This window comes from Streptomyces sp. NPDC002156, assembly GCF_053593675.1.
Window position 1 is genome coordinate 47,740 of the sequence record NZ_JBSFDA010000029.1, and the last position, 16,074, is coordinate 63,813.

A 16,074-nucleotide genomic window follows, 5' to 3' on the forward strand; every position below is an offset into this window, starting at 1 on the left:
TCCCGCCCACCCACATCCACTGCTAGCCTCCGGACCGGGAACCGGTTGCCGATGTGTTGCCGCAGGTCCCACGGACAGGGGGGCACACACCATGACGCGAAAGAGCAGCACCGGAGTCAGCGCGACACGCAGCACCATCCGGGATGTCGCGGCCCGGGCCGGGGTGTCCGCGTCCACCGTGTCCCGGGTGCTCGGCGGCGACTATCCGGTGAGCGCGGCGACCCGTACCAGCGTCATGCGGGCCGTCCGGGAGCTGGACTATGTCGCCGACGCGCGCGCCAAGGCGGTCGCCGGAGTCGGGACTCCCACGCTCGCCTTCGTGCTCGACGACATCACCGGGCCCTCCTTCGCGCTCATGGCGCACGGGGTGGAGCGCGAGGCGACCCGGCTCGGCCATCTCAGCCTGGTGTGCAGCACGGACGGCGACACCGCGCACGAACTGGAGTTCGTCGAGATGATGCGTGCCCAGCGTGCCGCCGCCGTGATCCTGGTCGGCGGCACCGCCGACACCCCCGAGTACCGCACCCGCACGGCCCGCATCGCCGACTCCCTCGCCTCCGTCGGCTCCCGCCTGGTGCTGTGCGGCCGGCCGCCGCTGAATCCCGGTACGCCGGTCACGGTCATCGAGTACGACAACGAGGGCGGCGCCTACGCCCTGTGCGCCCACGTCCTCGCCCAGGGCCACCAACGTGTCCTCTTCCTCGGCGGTCGCCCCGACCACACCACCGCCCAGGGCCGCGAACGCGGCTACACCGCGGCCCACCGTGCCCGCGGCCTGGAACCCGACCCGGCGCTGCGGCTGCACGGCGACTTCACCCGCGACTCGGGCCACCGTCTTATGCGCCAAGCCCTGTCCCAGGGACTGGAGTTCACCGCCGTGATGGCCGCCACCGACATGGTCGCCGCCGGTGCGCTGACCGCCCTCCACGAGGCCGGTCTCTCCGTGCCGGGCGACGTCTCACTGGCCGGGTACGACGACATCCCCTTCGCCCGAGACCTGCACCCGGCGCTCACCACGGTCCACGTCCCCTACGAGGAGTTGGGCCGCCTCGCCGTACGCACCGCCCTCGGCCGTACCCCGGACGACCCGGACGAGCACCTGCTCCTGGGCACACATGTCGTCGTACGGAACTCGGTGGCGGCACTCCGCAGTTGACCTCCGTAGCTGGCCTCCTACCGAAGCCGGGCGTACGCCCGCACATCCGCGTCCGAATCCCCCGCCACCGAAGCGAGCGCCTCCGCCACCCCCGGGCGGCCGTCGTGACGGCGCAGCGCCCGGACCGCCGCCTTGCGGACGTCGGCGAAGGCGTCCGACAGCGCCTCTGCCAGCGCGGGCACCGCCAACTCCGGTGCCGCCGCGCCCAGTGCCGTCGCCGCGCCCGAACGGACTTGCCAGGCAGGGTCGTTGAGCGCCGCAGTCGCAGCCGTGTCCAGCGGCGGCGGGCAGCCCGTGGTCGCGAGGGCGGTGAGCGCGGCGGCCCGGACCAGGGCATCGGTGTCGGCGAGCAGGGGCTTCAGGTCCTCCGGGGTACCGACGGTACCCAGGCCCTGAGCGGCGGCGACGCGGACCTCGCGCGAGGTGTCGGCGGCGGCGCGGGCCAACTCCGGCACCGCGTCCACCGACACCAGGGCCCGGACGGTCTGGATACGTACCCCCAGGTCGGGGTCGGCAAGGGTGCGGGCGTACAGGGCGGCGTCGCCCAGGCGCAGCGCGCGCAGGACGTCGAGCGCGGCGGCCCGTACGCCCTCCCGGCCGGGATCACCAAGGGCCAGCGCGGCGACCAACGCGTCGCGCAGCGCCTCCTCGGGCGGCAGCACCTCGACCAGTTCCCGAAGCGAACCGGCCGCCAACTCCCGTACGCCCGCGTCCGGATCGCCGAGTGCGGTGGCCAGGGCCGGACCTGTGCCGTCGGGGGCGGTCTCGGTGAGCGTGGCGACAGCTGTGCGGCGTACGGCCGGGTCGGGGTCGTTGAGGTACGGGCGCAGTTCCGGCAGGCCCGGCTGGTCCTCGGCCAGGGCGAGGAGTTCGAGGATGCGTGGGGAGGGCGCGGTCGAAGTGGGCAGGACCGTACGGGACTTGACCGTTCCCGAGCCGACCGGGGCCACCTCGCGCGGGCCCGCCGTCGCCACCTGCTCGGGATGCACCTCGCCAATTAGCCTCGCCGCTCCGCCTGTTGGTTCGAAGCCATCGACCGGGACCAGGTAGGGCGCCACCGGGCGGGTCAGGAACTCCATCGAACCGTCCGCCGCCTTGCGGACGTTGAGGTGCACGAGCCAGTCCGTGTCGTCGCGCTGCGGGAGGTCGGTGCGCTCGTGGTAGAGGCCCCAGCGGCTCTCCGTACGGGCCAGTGACGAACGGGCGGCCAACTCGGCGCAGTCGCGGATGAAGTCGACCTCGGCGCAGCGCATCAGTTCGTGCGGGGTCTGGCCGCCCATGCCTGCGATCTCGTCGCGCATCCGCTCGAACGCCTCGACGGCCAGGGAGAGTCGGGCGCCGCTCTTGGGCGGGGCGACGTAGTCGTTGACGAAGCGGCGGAGTTTGTACTCGACCTGGGGCTGCGGGGGGCCGTCCGGATTGCGGAGGGGGCGGTAGATCAGTTCGTGCGCCTCAAGCAGCTGGTCGGGGGGCAACTCGCCCTCGTACACGCGGTGTTCGGTGGCCGCGTCGGCGCCCGCCAGGTCGCCGAAGACGAACGCGCCGATCATGTAGTTGTGCGGCACGCAGGCGAGGTCGCCGGCCGCGTACAGGCCGGGGACGGTCGTGCGGGCGTGCTCGTCGACCCAGACTCCGGACGCCGAGTGCCCACCGCACAGGCCGATTTCGGAGATGTGCATCTCGATGTCGTGGGTGCGGTAGTCATGGCCCCGACCCGAGTGGAAGGTGCCGCGCGTCGGTCGTTCCGTGGTGTGCAGGATGTCTTCCAGGGCGGCCACCGACTCCTCGGGGAGGTGGCTGAGCTTCAGGTACACCGGGCCTCTCTCGCTCGCCACCTCCGCCGCGAACTCGGCCATCATCTGGCCCGACCAGTAGTCGGAGTCGACGAAGCGTTCGCCGTGCCGGTTGACCTGGTAGCCGCCGAAGGGGTTGGCGACATAGGCGCAGGCGGGGCCGTTGTAGTCCTTGATCAGCGGGTTGATCTGGAAGCACTCGATACCGCTGAGTTCGGCGCCCGCGTGGTACGCCATCGCGTAGCCGTCGCCCGCGTTGGTCGGGTTCTCGTACGTGCCGTAGAGGTAGCCGGAGGCGGGCAGGCCCAGACGTCCGCAGGCGCCGGTCGCCAGGATGACCGCGCCGGCCCGTACGGTGACGAACCGTCCGGTGCGGGTGTCGAAACCGGCCGCGCCGACCGCCCTTCCGCCCGCCGTGAGGACCCGTACCGGCATCACGCGGTTCTCGATGCGGATGCGCTCGCGCATCTCACGACGGCGCAACTGCCGGTAGAGGACCTTCTTCACGTCCTTGCCCTCGGGCATCGGCAGCACGTACGAGCCCGAGCGGTGGACTTGGCGGACCGCGTAGTCGCCGTGCTCGTCCTTCTCGAACTTCACGCCGTACGACTCCAGGCGCTGCACCATCGCGAAGCCGCGCGTGGCGGTCTGGCGGACGGTGGCCTGGTTGACGATGCCGTCGTTGGCGCGGGTGATCTCGGCGACGTAGTCGTCGGGTTCGGCGCGGCCGGGGACGACGGCGTTGTTGACGCCGTCCATGCCCATGGCGAGGGCGCCGGAGTGGCGGACGTGGGCCTTCTCCAGGAGCAGGACGTTCGCGCCGTGCTCGGCGGCGGTCAGCGCGGCCATGGTGCCAGCGGTGCCGCCGCCGATGACCAGGACGTCGCAGGTCAGCTCATCGGCGTCGTGGAGGGAGGGGATGGGCGTGGCCGTCGTGCTGTCCATCGGGAGGGAGACCTTTCAGCTGCTGAGGGAAGCGAGGATCTCGCGGCGCAGGGCGACCGTCGCGGGCTCGCCGTGGGCCGTGCGCTCGCGGGGTCGGGGGACGTCCAGGACCTGGCCGGTGCCGAGGAGGGCGACGCGGTCGCCGAGGAACACCGCCTCGTCGACGTCGTGGGTGACGAAGACGACCGTCGCGCGGGTCCCGGCCAGCACCTCGACCAGCAGGTTCTGCATCCCGGCCCGGGTCTGCGCGTCCAGGGCCCCGAACGGTTCGTCCATCAGCACCGCGCGCGGACGCCCGGCCAGGGCACGGGCCAGCTGTACGCGCTGACGCTGACCGCCGGAGAGGCGGTGCGGCAACTGGTCCTCGCGGCCGGCGAGGCCAACCTGGGCGAGCCACTCCGTGGCCTGTGCTCGGCGTTCGGCGCGCGGCAACCCCCGTATGGCCAACGGCAGTTCGACATTGCGACGGGCGTTGCGCCAGGGCAACAGACCGTCCTCCTGGAAGACGAGGGCCCGGTCGGCCTCCGGCCGGGTGATGGGCCGGTCGTCCTGATTCACCTCGCCGTCCAGCGTCGGCAACAGCCCCGCCAGAGTCCGCAGCAGCGTCGACTTGCCGCAGCCCGACGGGCCTACGACGGTCAGCAACTCGCCGGGCGCGATGTCGAGGTCGAGGCCGTTCAGCACCGGAAGTCCGGGGCGCCCGATGGTCGCGCCCGCCAGCCGCAGCCGTACACCGCGCGGGGCCTCGGTCTCCACCGTGGACGTGCTGACCTGGGTCGTCATGATGCCGCCCTCCCGGACGCGTGCGCGGTGGCGGCCGGGCGCCGCGCCACCCGCAGGGGCGCCTCCCGCTCGGCGGCCGGGCGCGGCAGCCAGCGGGTGACGCGGCGCCCGGCGACCTCGACGGCGGTGGAAGTGAGCCAGCCGAGCAGACCGATAGTGGCCATGCCGACGAGGACGCCCGGATAGTTGACGATCGTGTAGTCCTGCCAGGTGCGGTAACCGACGCCGTACTGGCCGGAGATCATCTCGGCGGAGATCACGCAGATCCAGGACACGCCGATGCCCACCGAGAGCCCGCCGAGGATGCCGGGCAGCGCACCCGGCAGGACGACCGAGGCGAGGACGCGCAGCCGCCCGCCGCCCATCGTCAGGACGGCCTCCTCCCAGACCGGAGTCAGCGCCCGCACGGCATGCCGGGTGGAGACCAGGACGGGGAAGAAGGCGGCGGTGAAGGTGATGAAGACAATGCCCTGCTCGTTGGTGGGAAAGAGCAGGATCGCCACGGGGACGAGGGCGATCGCCGGGATGGGGCGCAGCACCTCCACCAGCGGGCCGAGCAGGTCGGCGGCGAGGCGGGAGCGGGCGATGGCGGTGCCGACCGCGATCCCGGCCACCGCGGCGAGGGCGAAACCGGTGAGGATGCGGGTCAGGCTGTCGGTCAGGTCCTGCCAGTAGACGGCCGTGCCGAGGCGGTGCGCGAACTCGTCGGCGACCTGGGTGGCGGTCGGGAACTGGGCGAACCTCAGCCACAGGTTGACGTGTTGGCTGGTCAGCAGCTGCCAGATGCCGAGCGCGGCGAGCAGCGAGGCCGCGCGCAACGCGTATCGGGCGTACGGGGATGAGGGGGCGGTCATTTCGCTGCCTGCCGGAGTGCGTCGGCGTAGCTGACGATGCGCGAACCGGGGTGTTCGGCGGCCCAGGCGTCGGCGGCGGACTCGGTGACGAAGGGCTCCAGGTCGGTGTCGTCCTGGACCCAAATCGACTTGTCGGCGAACCAGCGGGTGCCGGTGGTGGCGTCGGGGACGTACGCGGCCCGTACGGTGTCGCTGTGCTCGGCGACATGGCGGAGCAGGGTGGTCGGGTCGGCGAAAGTGCTGGTCGTGGAGGCGCCCTTGAGCCAGACCTCGGGCTTGGAGGCGGGGGCCGTGGTGGCGGCGGCCTTGGCATATCCGGTGCCGTACGCCTTCTTGAGGTAGCTGTCGTCGACGAAGTCGGAGACGTCCACCGTGCCCGCGAGCTTGGCGGAGACCAGCAGCGGGACGTCCTTCTTCAGGGCGGCGACCAGCTCGGGCTTGAGGGTGGGGTCGAAGGTGGCGATACCGCCCTTGCCGTTGTAGAGGTAGACGACCTCGGCGGGGAGTCCGGTGACCTCGGCGACCTTCTCGGCGGCTTCGACCGGGTGGGCGTCGAGGTAGCTGGTGGCCTTGATCTGCGCGGCCAGGAAGGCCTCGACGACCGCCGGGCGCTGGTCGGCGAAGGCACCGCGCACGGTGACTCCGTGCAGGGTGGGCAGGCCGAGCGAGCCGCCGTCGTAGAGGGCCTTCGCCTTGCCCTGGAAGGCCAACAGGCCCGGCCAGGCCACGAATTGGGAGAGCGCGTCGACGCTGCCCGCCTCCAGCGCCGAAGCACCCACCGCGGGCTGCTGGTTGAGCTTGCTGACGTCCTTGTCGGGGTCCAACCCGGCCTGTTCCAGGGCCCGTACGAGGGTGCCGTCGGCGGCCGAGCCGACGCTCGTCGACACCTTCTTGCCGCGCAGGTCGGACAGCGACTTCAGGTCTGAATTCGGGGTGGTGACCACGGTGTTGAGGGCGCCGCGCGAGTTGTAGCCGGTGACGGAGACCAGCCGGGTCGGGGCGTTCAGCTGCTTGCCCCGGGAGGCGTTGATGAGCAGCGGGAAGTCGCCCATGGACCCGATGTCGACCTTCCCGGCGACCATCGCGGCGGTGATCGGGGCGCCGGTCGCGTAGTCCTGCCACTCCACCTTGTAGGTGATGCCGTCGCGGGCGCCCTGGGCCTTCAGCGCGCTCTCGAAGTAGCCGAGGGAGCGCAGCAGGGTGCCCGCGGTGACGGTGTTGATGGTCTTGGACTGGTAGCCGACGGTCACGGTGACCGACTTGCTGTCACCGGCACTGGCGGAGCCACCGCAGGCGGTGAGCGGGAGGAACAGCGCGGCGGCGAGGGCGGCCGGAACGATTCTGCGCGCCTGGGTACGGGCCACGGAAGCCGTGCTGGAGGAACCTTTCACCGGAGGAGGTAGGGCATGTTGACGGTGACCGCGCCCGTGGGGCAGCGGGCGGCGCACGGGCCGCAGTACCAGCACTCGTCGACGTGCATGTACGCCTTGCTGGTGTCCGGGTCGATGGCGAGGGAGTCCAGCGGACACATGTCGACGCAGAGGGTGCAGCCGTCGATGCACTTGGACTCGTCGATCGTGACGGGCACGTCGGCACGCTGGGGGACGAGAGGCATGGCTGTCTCCGGGAAGTGGGTGAAAGGTGAAAGGGGCTAAGAAAGGTGGGGAATCAGCTGGACCGGTGCAGCAGTCCGCGCATGGTGATCCGGTCGCCCCGAAAACGGATGAACTCCAGGTCGACGGGCCGCCCGTCGGACAGACAGGTGAGCCGTTCCAGCATCAGTACGGCCGCTCCGCGCGGCGCCTCCAGTACGGCGGCGGAGTGCGCGTCGGCGGTGACGGCCTCCAGGGTGATCTCGGCGGTGCCGAGGCGCTTGCCGGTGATCTGCTCCAGCAGCCGGAAGACGTCGGTGTTCTCCAGGTCGGCGCCGAGGAGTTCGACGCCGATGTCCATCGGGATGTAGGTGAGGTCCAGGGACAGCGGCACCCCGCCCAGGCGGCGCAGCCGCTCCACGTACAGCACCTCGGCGTGCGGCGGCAGTCCGAGGCGGTCGGCGACCGGGCCGGGTGCGGGGACCGGGCTCATGGTGCGGACCTCGTTGGTGACCCGGCCGTGCTCGTGCAGGGTCTCCGCGAGCCCCATCAGCCGGTCCAGGCCGTGCGGGTACTTCTGACAGGTGACGACCGTCCCGACCCCGGGCAGCCGTTCGACCAGCTGTTCGGTGCGCAGCAGGTCCAGGGCCTGCCGCACGGTGTTGCGGGACGCGCCGTAGTCGACGCCGATGGCGTCCTCATGAGGGAGTACGCCGTCGGGGAAGCCCTCGGTCAGGATCTGGTGGCGCAGCAGGTCGGCGAGCTGCCGTGCCCGGTCCGCGCGCAGCCGGCGGCGCCGCGCTGCCGCGACGGGCGCGGTGTGTTCGCGAGGGCGGTCGGCGGGCATCGGGGGCTCCCAGAGGGGCGGGGGTACGTTTCCCCCGGACCATATCCGCGCCTCGCCCGACGTGGTGTTGCGGCAGTGTTGCGCCACCCCGGTGACGGTCGGGTACGGGTGTGAGCTGGCGGTTTGCCGTCGCGGGCGGCACACCTGCCACCTGGGGGCGGCCGGTGGTCAGCGCCTCGGAACACTGCCGGGGAGGCGGAGCCGCCGTACGACCGACCGGGGTTCCACAGCACGCATGCGCGAGCCGAGCGGGAGGGTCGACGCCAGGGTCGGTCCCGGTGCCGCGGGGGCGCGGTCGGCCGCCCACAGGGCCAGTTCGGGGTCCCGTGGGCCTCGTACGGTGTGCGGGGCGCCGTCGCCGAAGACGCGCACCGGGTGCGAGGCGTCCCAGGGCTGCCAGCCCGGGTCGCCGTCGACGGCGAAGCGGACCCACGCCGTGTGCATGGCCTCGGCGAGATCCTGCGGGGCACCCTCACCCGCGAGCTTGGCCGACTCGGGCGCCTCGTGGGTGTCGAACACGAATCCGAGTTCGAGGGCGTGGCAGGCGCCCAGGCCGGGCTTGGTGGAGGGCCAGGCGAACTCGTACACATGGGCCCCGCCACCGTGCCGGGCGTCCGCGAGGCGATGCAGCGGTACGCGGAGCAGGTGGTCGGTGACCAGCTGGCCGACCAGGTCGGCCGTACTGGCGTCGGGGTGCAGGGTGCGGTAGCCGCGCGGGACCTCCGGGCCGCAGCGGCAGCGGGCCATGGCCCCGGCCAGGGCGACCGCGCCGAGCCGGTCGACGCGTTCCAGGAGCCCGCCCGGCACCAGCCAGAGCCGGTACTCGTCCCGGGTCCAGCCCAGCATCAGGTCGACGCCGGCGGCGGCTCCCTCGACGAGGGCCTCCAGGGGGTCGCGGGGTACGAGGTCGCCGTCGACGACGATGCCGAAGGCGGGCCCGCCGAGGACCGGGCTGCTCAGCCGGCCGACCTCGCCCTGGACGCGCAGCAGCAGCTCCCGGTCGACGGCGGCGAAGGCCTCGGCGGTCGCCGGGATCTTCAGCCGGGTCGCCATCCGGCGCACCATCCGCCGTACCTTGTCGCGGTCGCTCACCTCGGGTGGCCCGCTCTGGAGCACCGCCCGCCGGAAGAGCCCCTGGGCGCGGGGAGCGGCGAGCAGCGCGCCGATACTGATCGCGCCGGCCGACTGGCCGAAGACGGTGACCCGGTCGGGGTCGCCGCCGAAGGCCGCGACGGACGCCCGTACCCACTCCAGCGCGGCGAGCTGGTCGCGCAGTCCCGGGTTGGCCGGCGCGTCCGGGAAGAGGCCGTAACCCTCCACGCCCAGACGGTAGTTGACCGAGACGAGGACCACGCCGTCGCGGGCGAAGGCGTGACCGTCGTAGACGGGAACCGCCGAGGAGCCACGGGTCAGGGCGCCGCCGTGGATCCACACCATGACGGGAAGCCGTGCGTCCCTGCCCAGCTCCGGCGTCCAGACGTTGAGGTTGAGGCAGTCGTCGCCGGGGACCACCGGGTCCGACAGCAGCCGGGCGAAGGCCTCGGAGTACGGCGGTTTCGGCGCGGTGGGACCGAAGCCGCCCGCGTCGCGCACCCCGTCCCAGGGGGTGGGCGGCACGGGCGGCCTGAACCGGCGGGGGCCGAAGGGCGGGGCGGCGTACGGGATACCGCGGAAGACCGCGATCCCGTCGCCCTCGTATCTGCCGCGGACGTCCCCGTAGGGCGTCCGAACGACGGGCTGCTCCACGGACTCCGTCGGTTCTGCCGTCATCTGCCCACCAGCTCCCTCGCCGCCGCGCGTGAACCGTTCAGATCAGAGCAACACATGACCTGGCGGTATTCCCGCGGAAGAAGCCATTCGGTGGGTGAGCGGGCGGCTATTTGGCGTACATCACCGTCCCGAAGCCGAGCTGGTCGAAGCCGCCGCTCGTCGTGCCGTAGTCCCCTCCCCCGCCCTCGGGCCGGACGCTCTCGGCCATCGCCTGGATGTACGGCACGGACAGGCCGCGCCGCTTGGCGTAGTGGTAGTAGAGGATGTCCCAGACCGGGCGGACCTGGCCCCGGCTCGCGGACGAGATCACGGTCTGTGAGGACTGGGCGCAGTTCTGGCCGGTGCCCCAGGTGTAGGTGGTGAACGGGACGTCGTTGCCCAGGTTGTACTTGGCGACGTACTGGGCGGCCTTCATGAACCGGTTGCTGTCGTAGCCGTACAGGTCGTCGCCCTGGGACCAGGCCATCTCGCAGAAGGCGCCCATCTGTCCCATGCCCATCACGGTGTGTCCCTGGTCGCGCCCGGACTCCTGCCACTGACCGAGCGCATAGCCGGCGGAGTCGGTGTAGAGGTACGGGACGGCGTGCGCGATGGAACCATTGCCCGCGCCGGTCTTGAAGTAGTTCACCCCCTGGTCGTACTTGGCCGCGTCGTCGCACAGGATCCCGATCGCGAGGATCGAGTTCATGTTGCAGAGGTCCCAGTTGGCCCAGTAGTTGGTGATGCAGGCGTCGTTGTGACCGGTGAGGAACTGGTTGTTGAGCGGGTAGAAGACGTTGAGCATCATCTCCTGGAAGGCGGCGAGGTCGAACCCGCTGTAGCCGCGCATGAGTTCGGCGGCGTTGGCGAACTGGTAGCCGTAGATCCCGGCGGCCAGGAAGCGGTCGGCGTTGCCGGTGACACTGGTGAGGGTGGACGCCCACGCGTTGAGGATGGCGACTGCCGTGTCCCCGTTGGCCGTTGTGCCCGCGATCTTCCAGCGCAGGGCGTTCTGGTAGGCGGCGTGGATGTCGTTGTAGAGGATGCCGTAGTTCTCGCCGGTGCCGCCCCGGATGATCGTGGCCTGCGGCCGGGCCGTCCAGGTCGACGCCGAGTGGGAGTTGGCGGTGAGACGGTTCCAGCCGGAGAGCCAGGGGTCGGTCCCTGCGGCGACCCGGACCTTGGCGCGGTTGAGTTCACCGTAGGCGTGGAGCATGCCGGGGTGGGTGAAGGTCGCGGGTGCGGCCTGGGCGGCGGGGGCCGTGAGTGCGGCGGCTGACGCGCCCACGGCGAGTGCGGCGGTGAGACCACCGGCGGACTTCAGCAGTCCCCGGCGGCTCAACCGGGTTGGGTTCTCAGGTGGGTTGTGGGGGTGTTCGCGGCTCATTGCGATGCATCTCCAATCCCAGGGGAATTCTGGGGATTCAGGTGGGGCTGATGCTCACCTCGTCGAAGACCGAGGTGCAGCGGGCCAGGGGGTCGCGGGAGCAGACCACGAGGCCCACGTAGTAGGCGGCGTCGCCGAAGCCGGGGATCTCTCCCTCGGCGAGGGGGGTCCAGCTGACGCCGTCATCGGTGGAGAAGGCTGCGGAGAAGGCGGTCCCGACGCGCTTCAGCCGTAGCAGGCAGGGCAGTTGGAGGGCGGGGGTGGTGGCTCCGGTGAAGGCGGAGGCTCCGGCCACGGTCTTCCGGAGCATCAGCTGTGCGGTGGTGCCGCCGGTTACGATCGCCCCGGCCGCCTGGTCGAACGGCGACAGGGACTTGGCCATGAGCAGCCCGACCCGGTCGGCGGTCGTGGCTCCGGTACGGGAGACCAGGCGGGCGGTGAGGACACTGTCCCCGGTGACCGGTTGGCGGACGAACTGCCCGGTCATGCCCTGCCCGTTGACGTTCAGGTCGGTCCCGGCACCGCGTACGACGAAGGTCCCGTCCCCGTCGTTCTCCTCCTTGTACGAGGTCGAGCCGGGCGTACGTATCGCGACCACGCCGTACGTCCCCAACTCCCGTTCGTCCAGGACCACATCGCCGAGGTCGCCGTACGTCCAGGGGGCGGGCGGCGGCGCGGAGACGGTGAGCGTGAGGGTCGCCGTCGCCGTGCCGGAGGCGTTGCTCGCGGCCGTGGTGACGGCGAACTCCCCGCTCTCGGCGGGCGTTCCGGAGACGAGACCGGTACGCCGGTCCAGACGCAGCCCCTTCGGCAGCCCGGCGGCGCCGAACCGCACCGGCTCGTGCGAGGCCCGGATCAGGTGCCGGAAAGGGACACCGACGTTGGTGAAGGCCGTGTCCGCCGACAGCACCTCTGGCATGGACGGCACAGGCATCACGGCATCGGTCGGCGCCGAACGCGGCCCACGGCCACCGGAGTTGGTCTTGGCGACGGTGTAGTGGTACGTCCGTCCGGGCACCCCGGTCGCGTCCGCGTACCGCACCCGGGTGCCGAACCCGACCGGCCCGACACCGGTCGCGACACTCTCGTACGGGCCCTCGGGGCGCGTGCCCCGCAGCACCGTGTACCGCGCCGACAGGTCGGGGTCGGTCCACGTCAGCTCGACGGCGTCGGCTCCGGTGGCCGCCCGCAGATCGCCGGCGGTGCGTCGAGGACGCGGCACGCACCAGACGGACCCGGAGTCCGAGGTTACCTGGACGTTGTCGAAGGCGCCGGTGCCGGTCTCGGCGTACTCCGCGTCGACGCCCAGGCAGGAGGTGAGGGTGAGCCCGGCGTACACCGTGCGTCCCAACTCGACCTCGGTGGAGCCGACTTGGGTCCAGTGTTCGCCGTCCGGCGAGATGGACCCCGTACAGCGGCGGCCCTTGCGCTCGACTCGCACCCAGTAGGGGGCCCGGAGGCGGTAGCCGTCGCCGGCGCCTTCGACGTAGGGCGCCTCCAGCGGTGTCGCCGACTCGGGGAGCGTGCCGAGGTCGGAGATCGGGAAGGACGCGGCCGTGGTGATCGCCTGCTGCTGCGAGGGCGGTACCGGGGTGCTGCCCGTCGCGGAGACCGCCGCTCCGGACGCGGGGCGTACGGTCCACACCCCGCTCCAGGTGTGCAGCGGCAGGCCCTGGATCAGCATCGACGCGTGTGGGGCGGCGGGGTCGAGGGAGGCGCGCAGGGTGACGCCGATCCTGGAGTACTGGGAGCTGAGCGGCCAGACGATCCGTGCCGTGACGGTGCCGTCGCCACGCAGGGACACGTGGGCCAGGCGGTGGGTGTCCGCCGTACCGCCCGCCTCCAGCACGAACCGTTCACCGTCGAAGACCGCCGAACCGGGGACGCCCGTCTCCCCCACGTCCTGGCTGGACCAGGGCGCGGGCAGGCCGGCGCTGGCCGACACCCAGCCCGAAGTACCGCTCGCACCAAGGGAGTTGGTTGCAGTCACCGTGTAGTAGTAGGTCCGGCCGCGACGGGCGTCCCGGTCCGTGTACGTGTCGGTGGTGACGGCGTCGGCGATCGTCTCGTACGGGCCCTCCGGGCGGGTGGCCCTTCGTACCGTGTAGCCGGTCGCCCACGCCGACGGGAGCCAGAAGACGGTGACTGTGTCGTCCGCGCCGAGTGCCGTGATCCCCGCCGGGGCGGTGGGCGCGGTCGGCGCCGGGGCCGTCGTACCCGCGAACGTCAGGGTGCCCCAACTCGGCAGGTCGTCGTTGCTGCCCTCCACGACTCGGGTGCCGCCCGTCCCCCTGAAGACGGCGGCCTTCGTGTACGGGGTGTCCAGGCCGCGTACGCCCGCGTAGTGCGCGTACGCCATCTCGTAGATCGGGGGCAGGGTGCCGCGGACCTTGTCCGAGACGGACGTCTTGATGTACTTGCCGGTGCGGTCGAGGTCGGGGGTGAAGGGGACGGCGTTGCCGAGGTTGTAGCGGGCGGCGTACTCGAGGTTGGCGAGGAGACGGTTGTCGTCGTGGCCGTACAGGTCGATGCCCTGGTTCCAGGCGACCTGGGCGGCGTCGGCGTGCAGGCCGACGGCGAGCTGTTCGTGGCCCTGGTCCCGGCCGCTCTCCTGGCCCTGGCCGGCGTCGGTGACGATGCGGTGACGGACGCTGCCGTTGCCCGCGCCGGCCGCCAAGTACCGCAGGGCGTCCTCGAAGAGGGTCGGTTCCTCGCAGAACACGCCGATGGCCAGGACTGTTTGAAGGGCTGTCAGGTCCCAGTTGCCGTTGGCGTAGAGCATGTAGCCGGAGACGGCGGGATACCAGACGTTCAGGAAGGACGCCTCGCAGCGGGCGATGTCGGCGGCCGTCCAGCCGTCGTAGTCGCCGCCGTGGCGCAGGAGTTCGGCCGCGTTGACGAACTTGAAGGCCTGAAGGCCCGCGCCGAGCGGTCCGTCCGCCCCGGTGATGGCGGTCAGTGACGCCGACCAGACGTTGAGGATGTCCCGGGCCTTGTCGGCGTACGCGCGCTCGCCCGTGACACACCACATCAGGGCGTTCTGGTAGGCGGCGGCCGAGTCGGCGACGGCCTGGTTCTGGAAGTTGGCCGGGCCACGGCCCCAGGAGGTGATCTGGCCGGTGTTCTGGATCGTGTACGTCGACTTCGAGCGGGCGTGGGCGGCGAGCGCCAAGTAGCCCTCGTACACCGGGGATTGCCGTGCGGCGACCGCGTCCTTCATCCGGGTGAGGTCGGTGGCGCTGTGCAGCAACCCCGGGTGGGCGAAGGTGCGTTGACGCGCCGCCGCCCAGGCCGGGCCGGGGACGGCGGCGAGGCCGGTCCCGCCCGCTGCCAGCAGCAGAGCGGCGGCACCGCTGCCGCCGAGGAAGCCCCGGCGGCTGAGTGGGGAGGTCGTCATGACGTCGCTGCCGCCTCGGCCTCGGCTTCGGCGGTGGTGAGGAAGCGGAGGTTCGTCACGTGCTCGTTCGTGTGCATCGGGATGGTGTCGGTGGTGAGGTACCAGGTCGGCTTCTTCATCGAGTCGGCGATCACCAGGCCGTTGACGACGAGGTTCTCGAAGGTCACGTCCTTGATCGGGTGCTTGGCGTCATAGCCGAGCAGCAGGCACGTGGCGAGCGGCTTGCCCGTGTAGGAGAGGTCCTTGACGTGGACGTTCTGGATGCCGCGGCCGACCGAGGTGTTGTACTTCGTGTTGTACATGATCCGCATATGGATGAGCTGACCCCAACGGAAGTCCTCCACACGGACGTTGTCGACCTTCACGTTCTTGATCAGGTTGCTGTCACCGGCGTTGAGGGCGATGCAGCCCTGGTAGCCCATCTGGGGCTCCCGGTGGTCCAGGATGTCGAGGTTCCTGAAGGTGAGGTTCTTCAGCACCTCGGGGTTGTCGGTGTTGCCGTGCGTGCCGACGTTGATGGGGTGGGCGACGTCCGCCCAGAGGGTGGAGTTGCGGACGGTGATGTTCGTCGTGTCGCCGTAGTACTCCCAGCGGTGGGTGTAGATCGCGATGCAGTCGTCGGAGTTGCGCATGAAGACGCCGTCGATGACGACGTTGCTGCTGCAGAAGACGTCGATGCCGTCGCCCCAGCCCTTCGAGCTGAAGGAGCCGAGACCCTTGATCGTGACGCCCGTGGCCTCGCCCAACTGGACCGCGTAACCGTTGGGGTTGAGGACGGTGACGGCGCCGATGGAGATGTTCCGCGAGTTCTCCACGAGGGCCCCGCCGCCCGCCGTCCCGGCGAGGACGCCCCGGCCGGCGATCCCGGCGTGCTCCACGTCGCGGAAGATCACGGTCGCCTTGAGGACGGCGCCGCCGTCGAGGTAGACGGTCTTGCCGGAGGGGACGAGCAGGGTGCCGTCGGCGGTGGTGTGGACGCCGGGGCCGTAGTAGATGACGTTCGGGTCGTCCGCCGCGGGGCGCTTCTTCTCGACCGCGCGGGCGAACAGGTGGAGGCAGTCGAAGATGTCGTCGTTGATCTGGACGACGACGTTGCGCGGCCGGTCGAGCGTGAACCGCAGGGTGTCACCGAGGAGTTCGGGCGTGATGCCGTACGAGTCCGGTCTCACCCGGGCCTTGGTGGTGCCGCCCTTGAGGTAGGTGACCTCGATCTCGACGGAGCCCTGGAAGTCGAAGTACGCCAGCGAGGAGTTGTAGACCTTGCTCGACCCGGTGGTGGGGTTGATCTCCCCCAACTGGGGCCGCCAGATGTCGAGGGTCTGCCACTCGCCGTCGGGGGCGGTACGGACCCGCACCTTGAAGCTGGTGTTGGTCGGCATGGCGGACGGGCGCGGGTAGGTGACGAGCGTCGGCACCGCCGCGACTTCGTCCGCCTGGGCCGTCGTGGCCGTCAGGTTGGTGAGACCGGCCGCGAGCGCGGTGGCACCGGCCGCCTGGAGAGCGGTACGGCGGGACAGGGACGGGTTCATCCGGAACTCCTTGCAGGGTGAAAAGAGACAAGGGGCGAACGA

At 71.2% G+C, this 16,074-nt stretch carries 11 protein-coding genes; 1 reads left to right on the forward strand and 10 read right to left on the reverse strand.

Going from position 1 to position 16,074, the window contains the following annotated elements; genetic code table 11:
- Positions 1 to 91 precede the first annotated feature (91 nt).
- A complete protein-coding gene (locus tag ACWCRB_RS15130; protein WP_450996467.1) occupies positions 92 to 1,156 on the forward strand; it encodes a LacI family DNA-binding transcriptional regulator in 1,065 nt (354 codons plus the stop codon).
- A 17-nt stretch (positions 1,157 to 1,173) separates the two neighbouring features.
- Here the strand turns inward: ACWCRB_RS15130 and ACWCRB_RS15135 are convergent, their stop codons facing one another.
- The 10 genes from ACWCRB_RS15135 to ACWCRB_RS15180 all read right to left on the reverse strand — a co-directional run bounded on the left by ACWCRB_RS15135 (position 1,174) and on the right by ACWCRB_RS15180 (position 16,032).
- A complete protein-coding gene (locus ACWCRB_RS15135) occupies positions 1,174 to 3,894 on the reverse strand; it encodes a fumarate reductase/succinate dehydrogenase flavoprotein subunit (RefSeq protein WP_450996468.1) in 2,721 nt (906 codons plus the stop codon).
- Positions 3,895 to 3,909: 15 nt separating this feature from the next.
- Positions 3,910 to 4,677, reverse strand: coding sequence for an ABC transporter ATP-binding protein (locus tag ACWCRB_RS15140; RefSeq protein ID WP_450996469.1), 768 nt, complete (start codon positions 4,675 to 4,677; stop codon positions 3,910 to 3,912).
- Positions 4,674 to 5,531 carry an ABC transporter permease gene (locus ACWCRB_RS15145; RefSeq protein ID WP_450996470.1) on the reverse strand — a complete coding sequence of 286 codons (858 nt, stop codon included), beginning with the start codon at positions 5,529 to 5,531 and terminating at the stop codon, positions 4,674 to 4,676. Before ACWCRB_RS15145 ends, ACWCRB_RS15140 begins: the two co-directional genes overlap by 4 nt.
- Positions 5,528 to 6,895, reverse strand: coding sequence for an ABC transporter substrate-binding protein (locus tag ACWCRB_RS15150; RefSeq protein ID WP_450996471.1), 1,368 nt, complete (start codon positions 6,893 to 6,895; stop codon positions 5,528 to 5,530). Before ACWCRB_RS15150 ends, ACWCRB_RS15145 begins: the two co-directional genes overlap by 4 nt.
- Before the next feature lie 23 nt (positions 6,896 to 6,918).
- Positions 6,919 to 7,146 carry a 4Fe-4S dicluster domain-containing protein gene (locus tag ACWCRB_RS15155; RefSeq protein ID WP_006376935.1) on the reverse strand — a complete coding sequence of 76 codons (228 nt, stop codon included), beginning with the start codon at positions 7,144 to 7,146 and terminating at the stop codon, positions 6,919 to 6,921.
- A gap of 53 nt (positions 7,147 to 7,199) precedes the next feature.
- A complete protein-coding gene (locus ACWCRB_RS15160; protein WP_450996472.1) occupies positions 7,200 to 7,970 on the reverse strand; it encodes a GntR family transcriptional regulator in 771 nt (256 codons plus the stop codon).
- Positions 7,971 to 8,138: 168 nt separating this feature from the next.
- Entirely contained in the window at positions 8,139 to 9,740 is a 1,602-nt protein-coding gene (locus ACWCRB_RS15165; RefSeq protein WP_450996473.1) for a carboxylesterase/lipase family protein, read from the reverse strand.
- Between the two features lie 106 nt (positions 9,741 to 9,846).
- Positions 9,847 to 11,106 carry an alginate lyase family protein gene (locus tag ACWCRB_RS15170; RefSeq protein ID WP_450996474.1) on the reverse strand — a complete coding sequence of 420 codons (1,260 nt, stop codon included), beginning with the start codon at positions 11,104 to 11,106 and terminating at the stop codon, positions 9,847 to 9,849.
- A gap of 37 nt (positions 11,107 to 11,143) precedes the next feature.
- Positions 11,144 to 14,503, reverse strand: a complete 3,360-nt coding sequence (locus ACWCRB_RS15175; RefSeq protein WP_450996475.1) for an alginate lyase family protein — start codon at positions 14,501 to 14,503, stop codon at positions 11,144 to 11,146.
- Positions 14,500 to 16,032 (reverse strand): glycosyl hydrolase family 28 protein, encoded by a 1,533-nt coding sequence (locus tag ACWCRB_RS15180; RefSeq protein ID WP_450996476.1) that lies wholly within the window; start codon positions 16,030 to 16,032, stop codon positions 14,500 to 14,502. Before ACWCRB_RS15180 ends, ACWCRB_RS15175 begins: the two co-directional genes overlap by 4 nt.
- Positions 16,033 to 16,074: the final 42 nt, after the last annotated feature.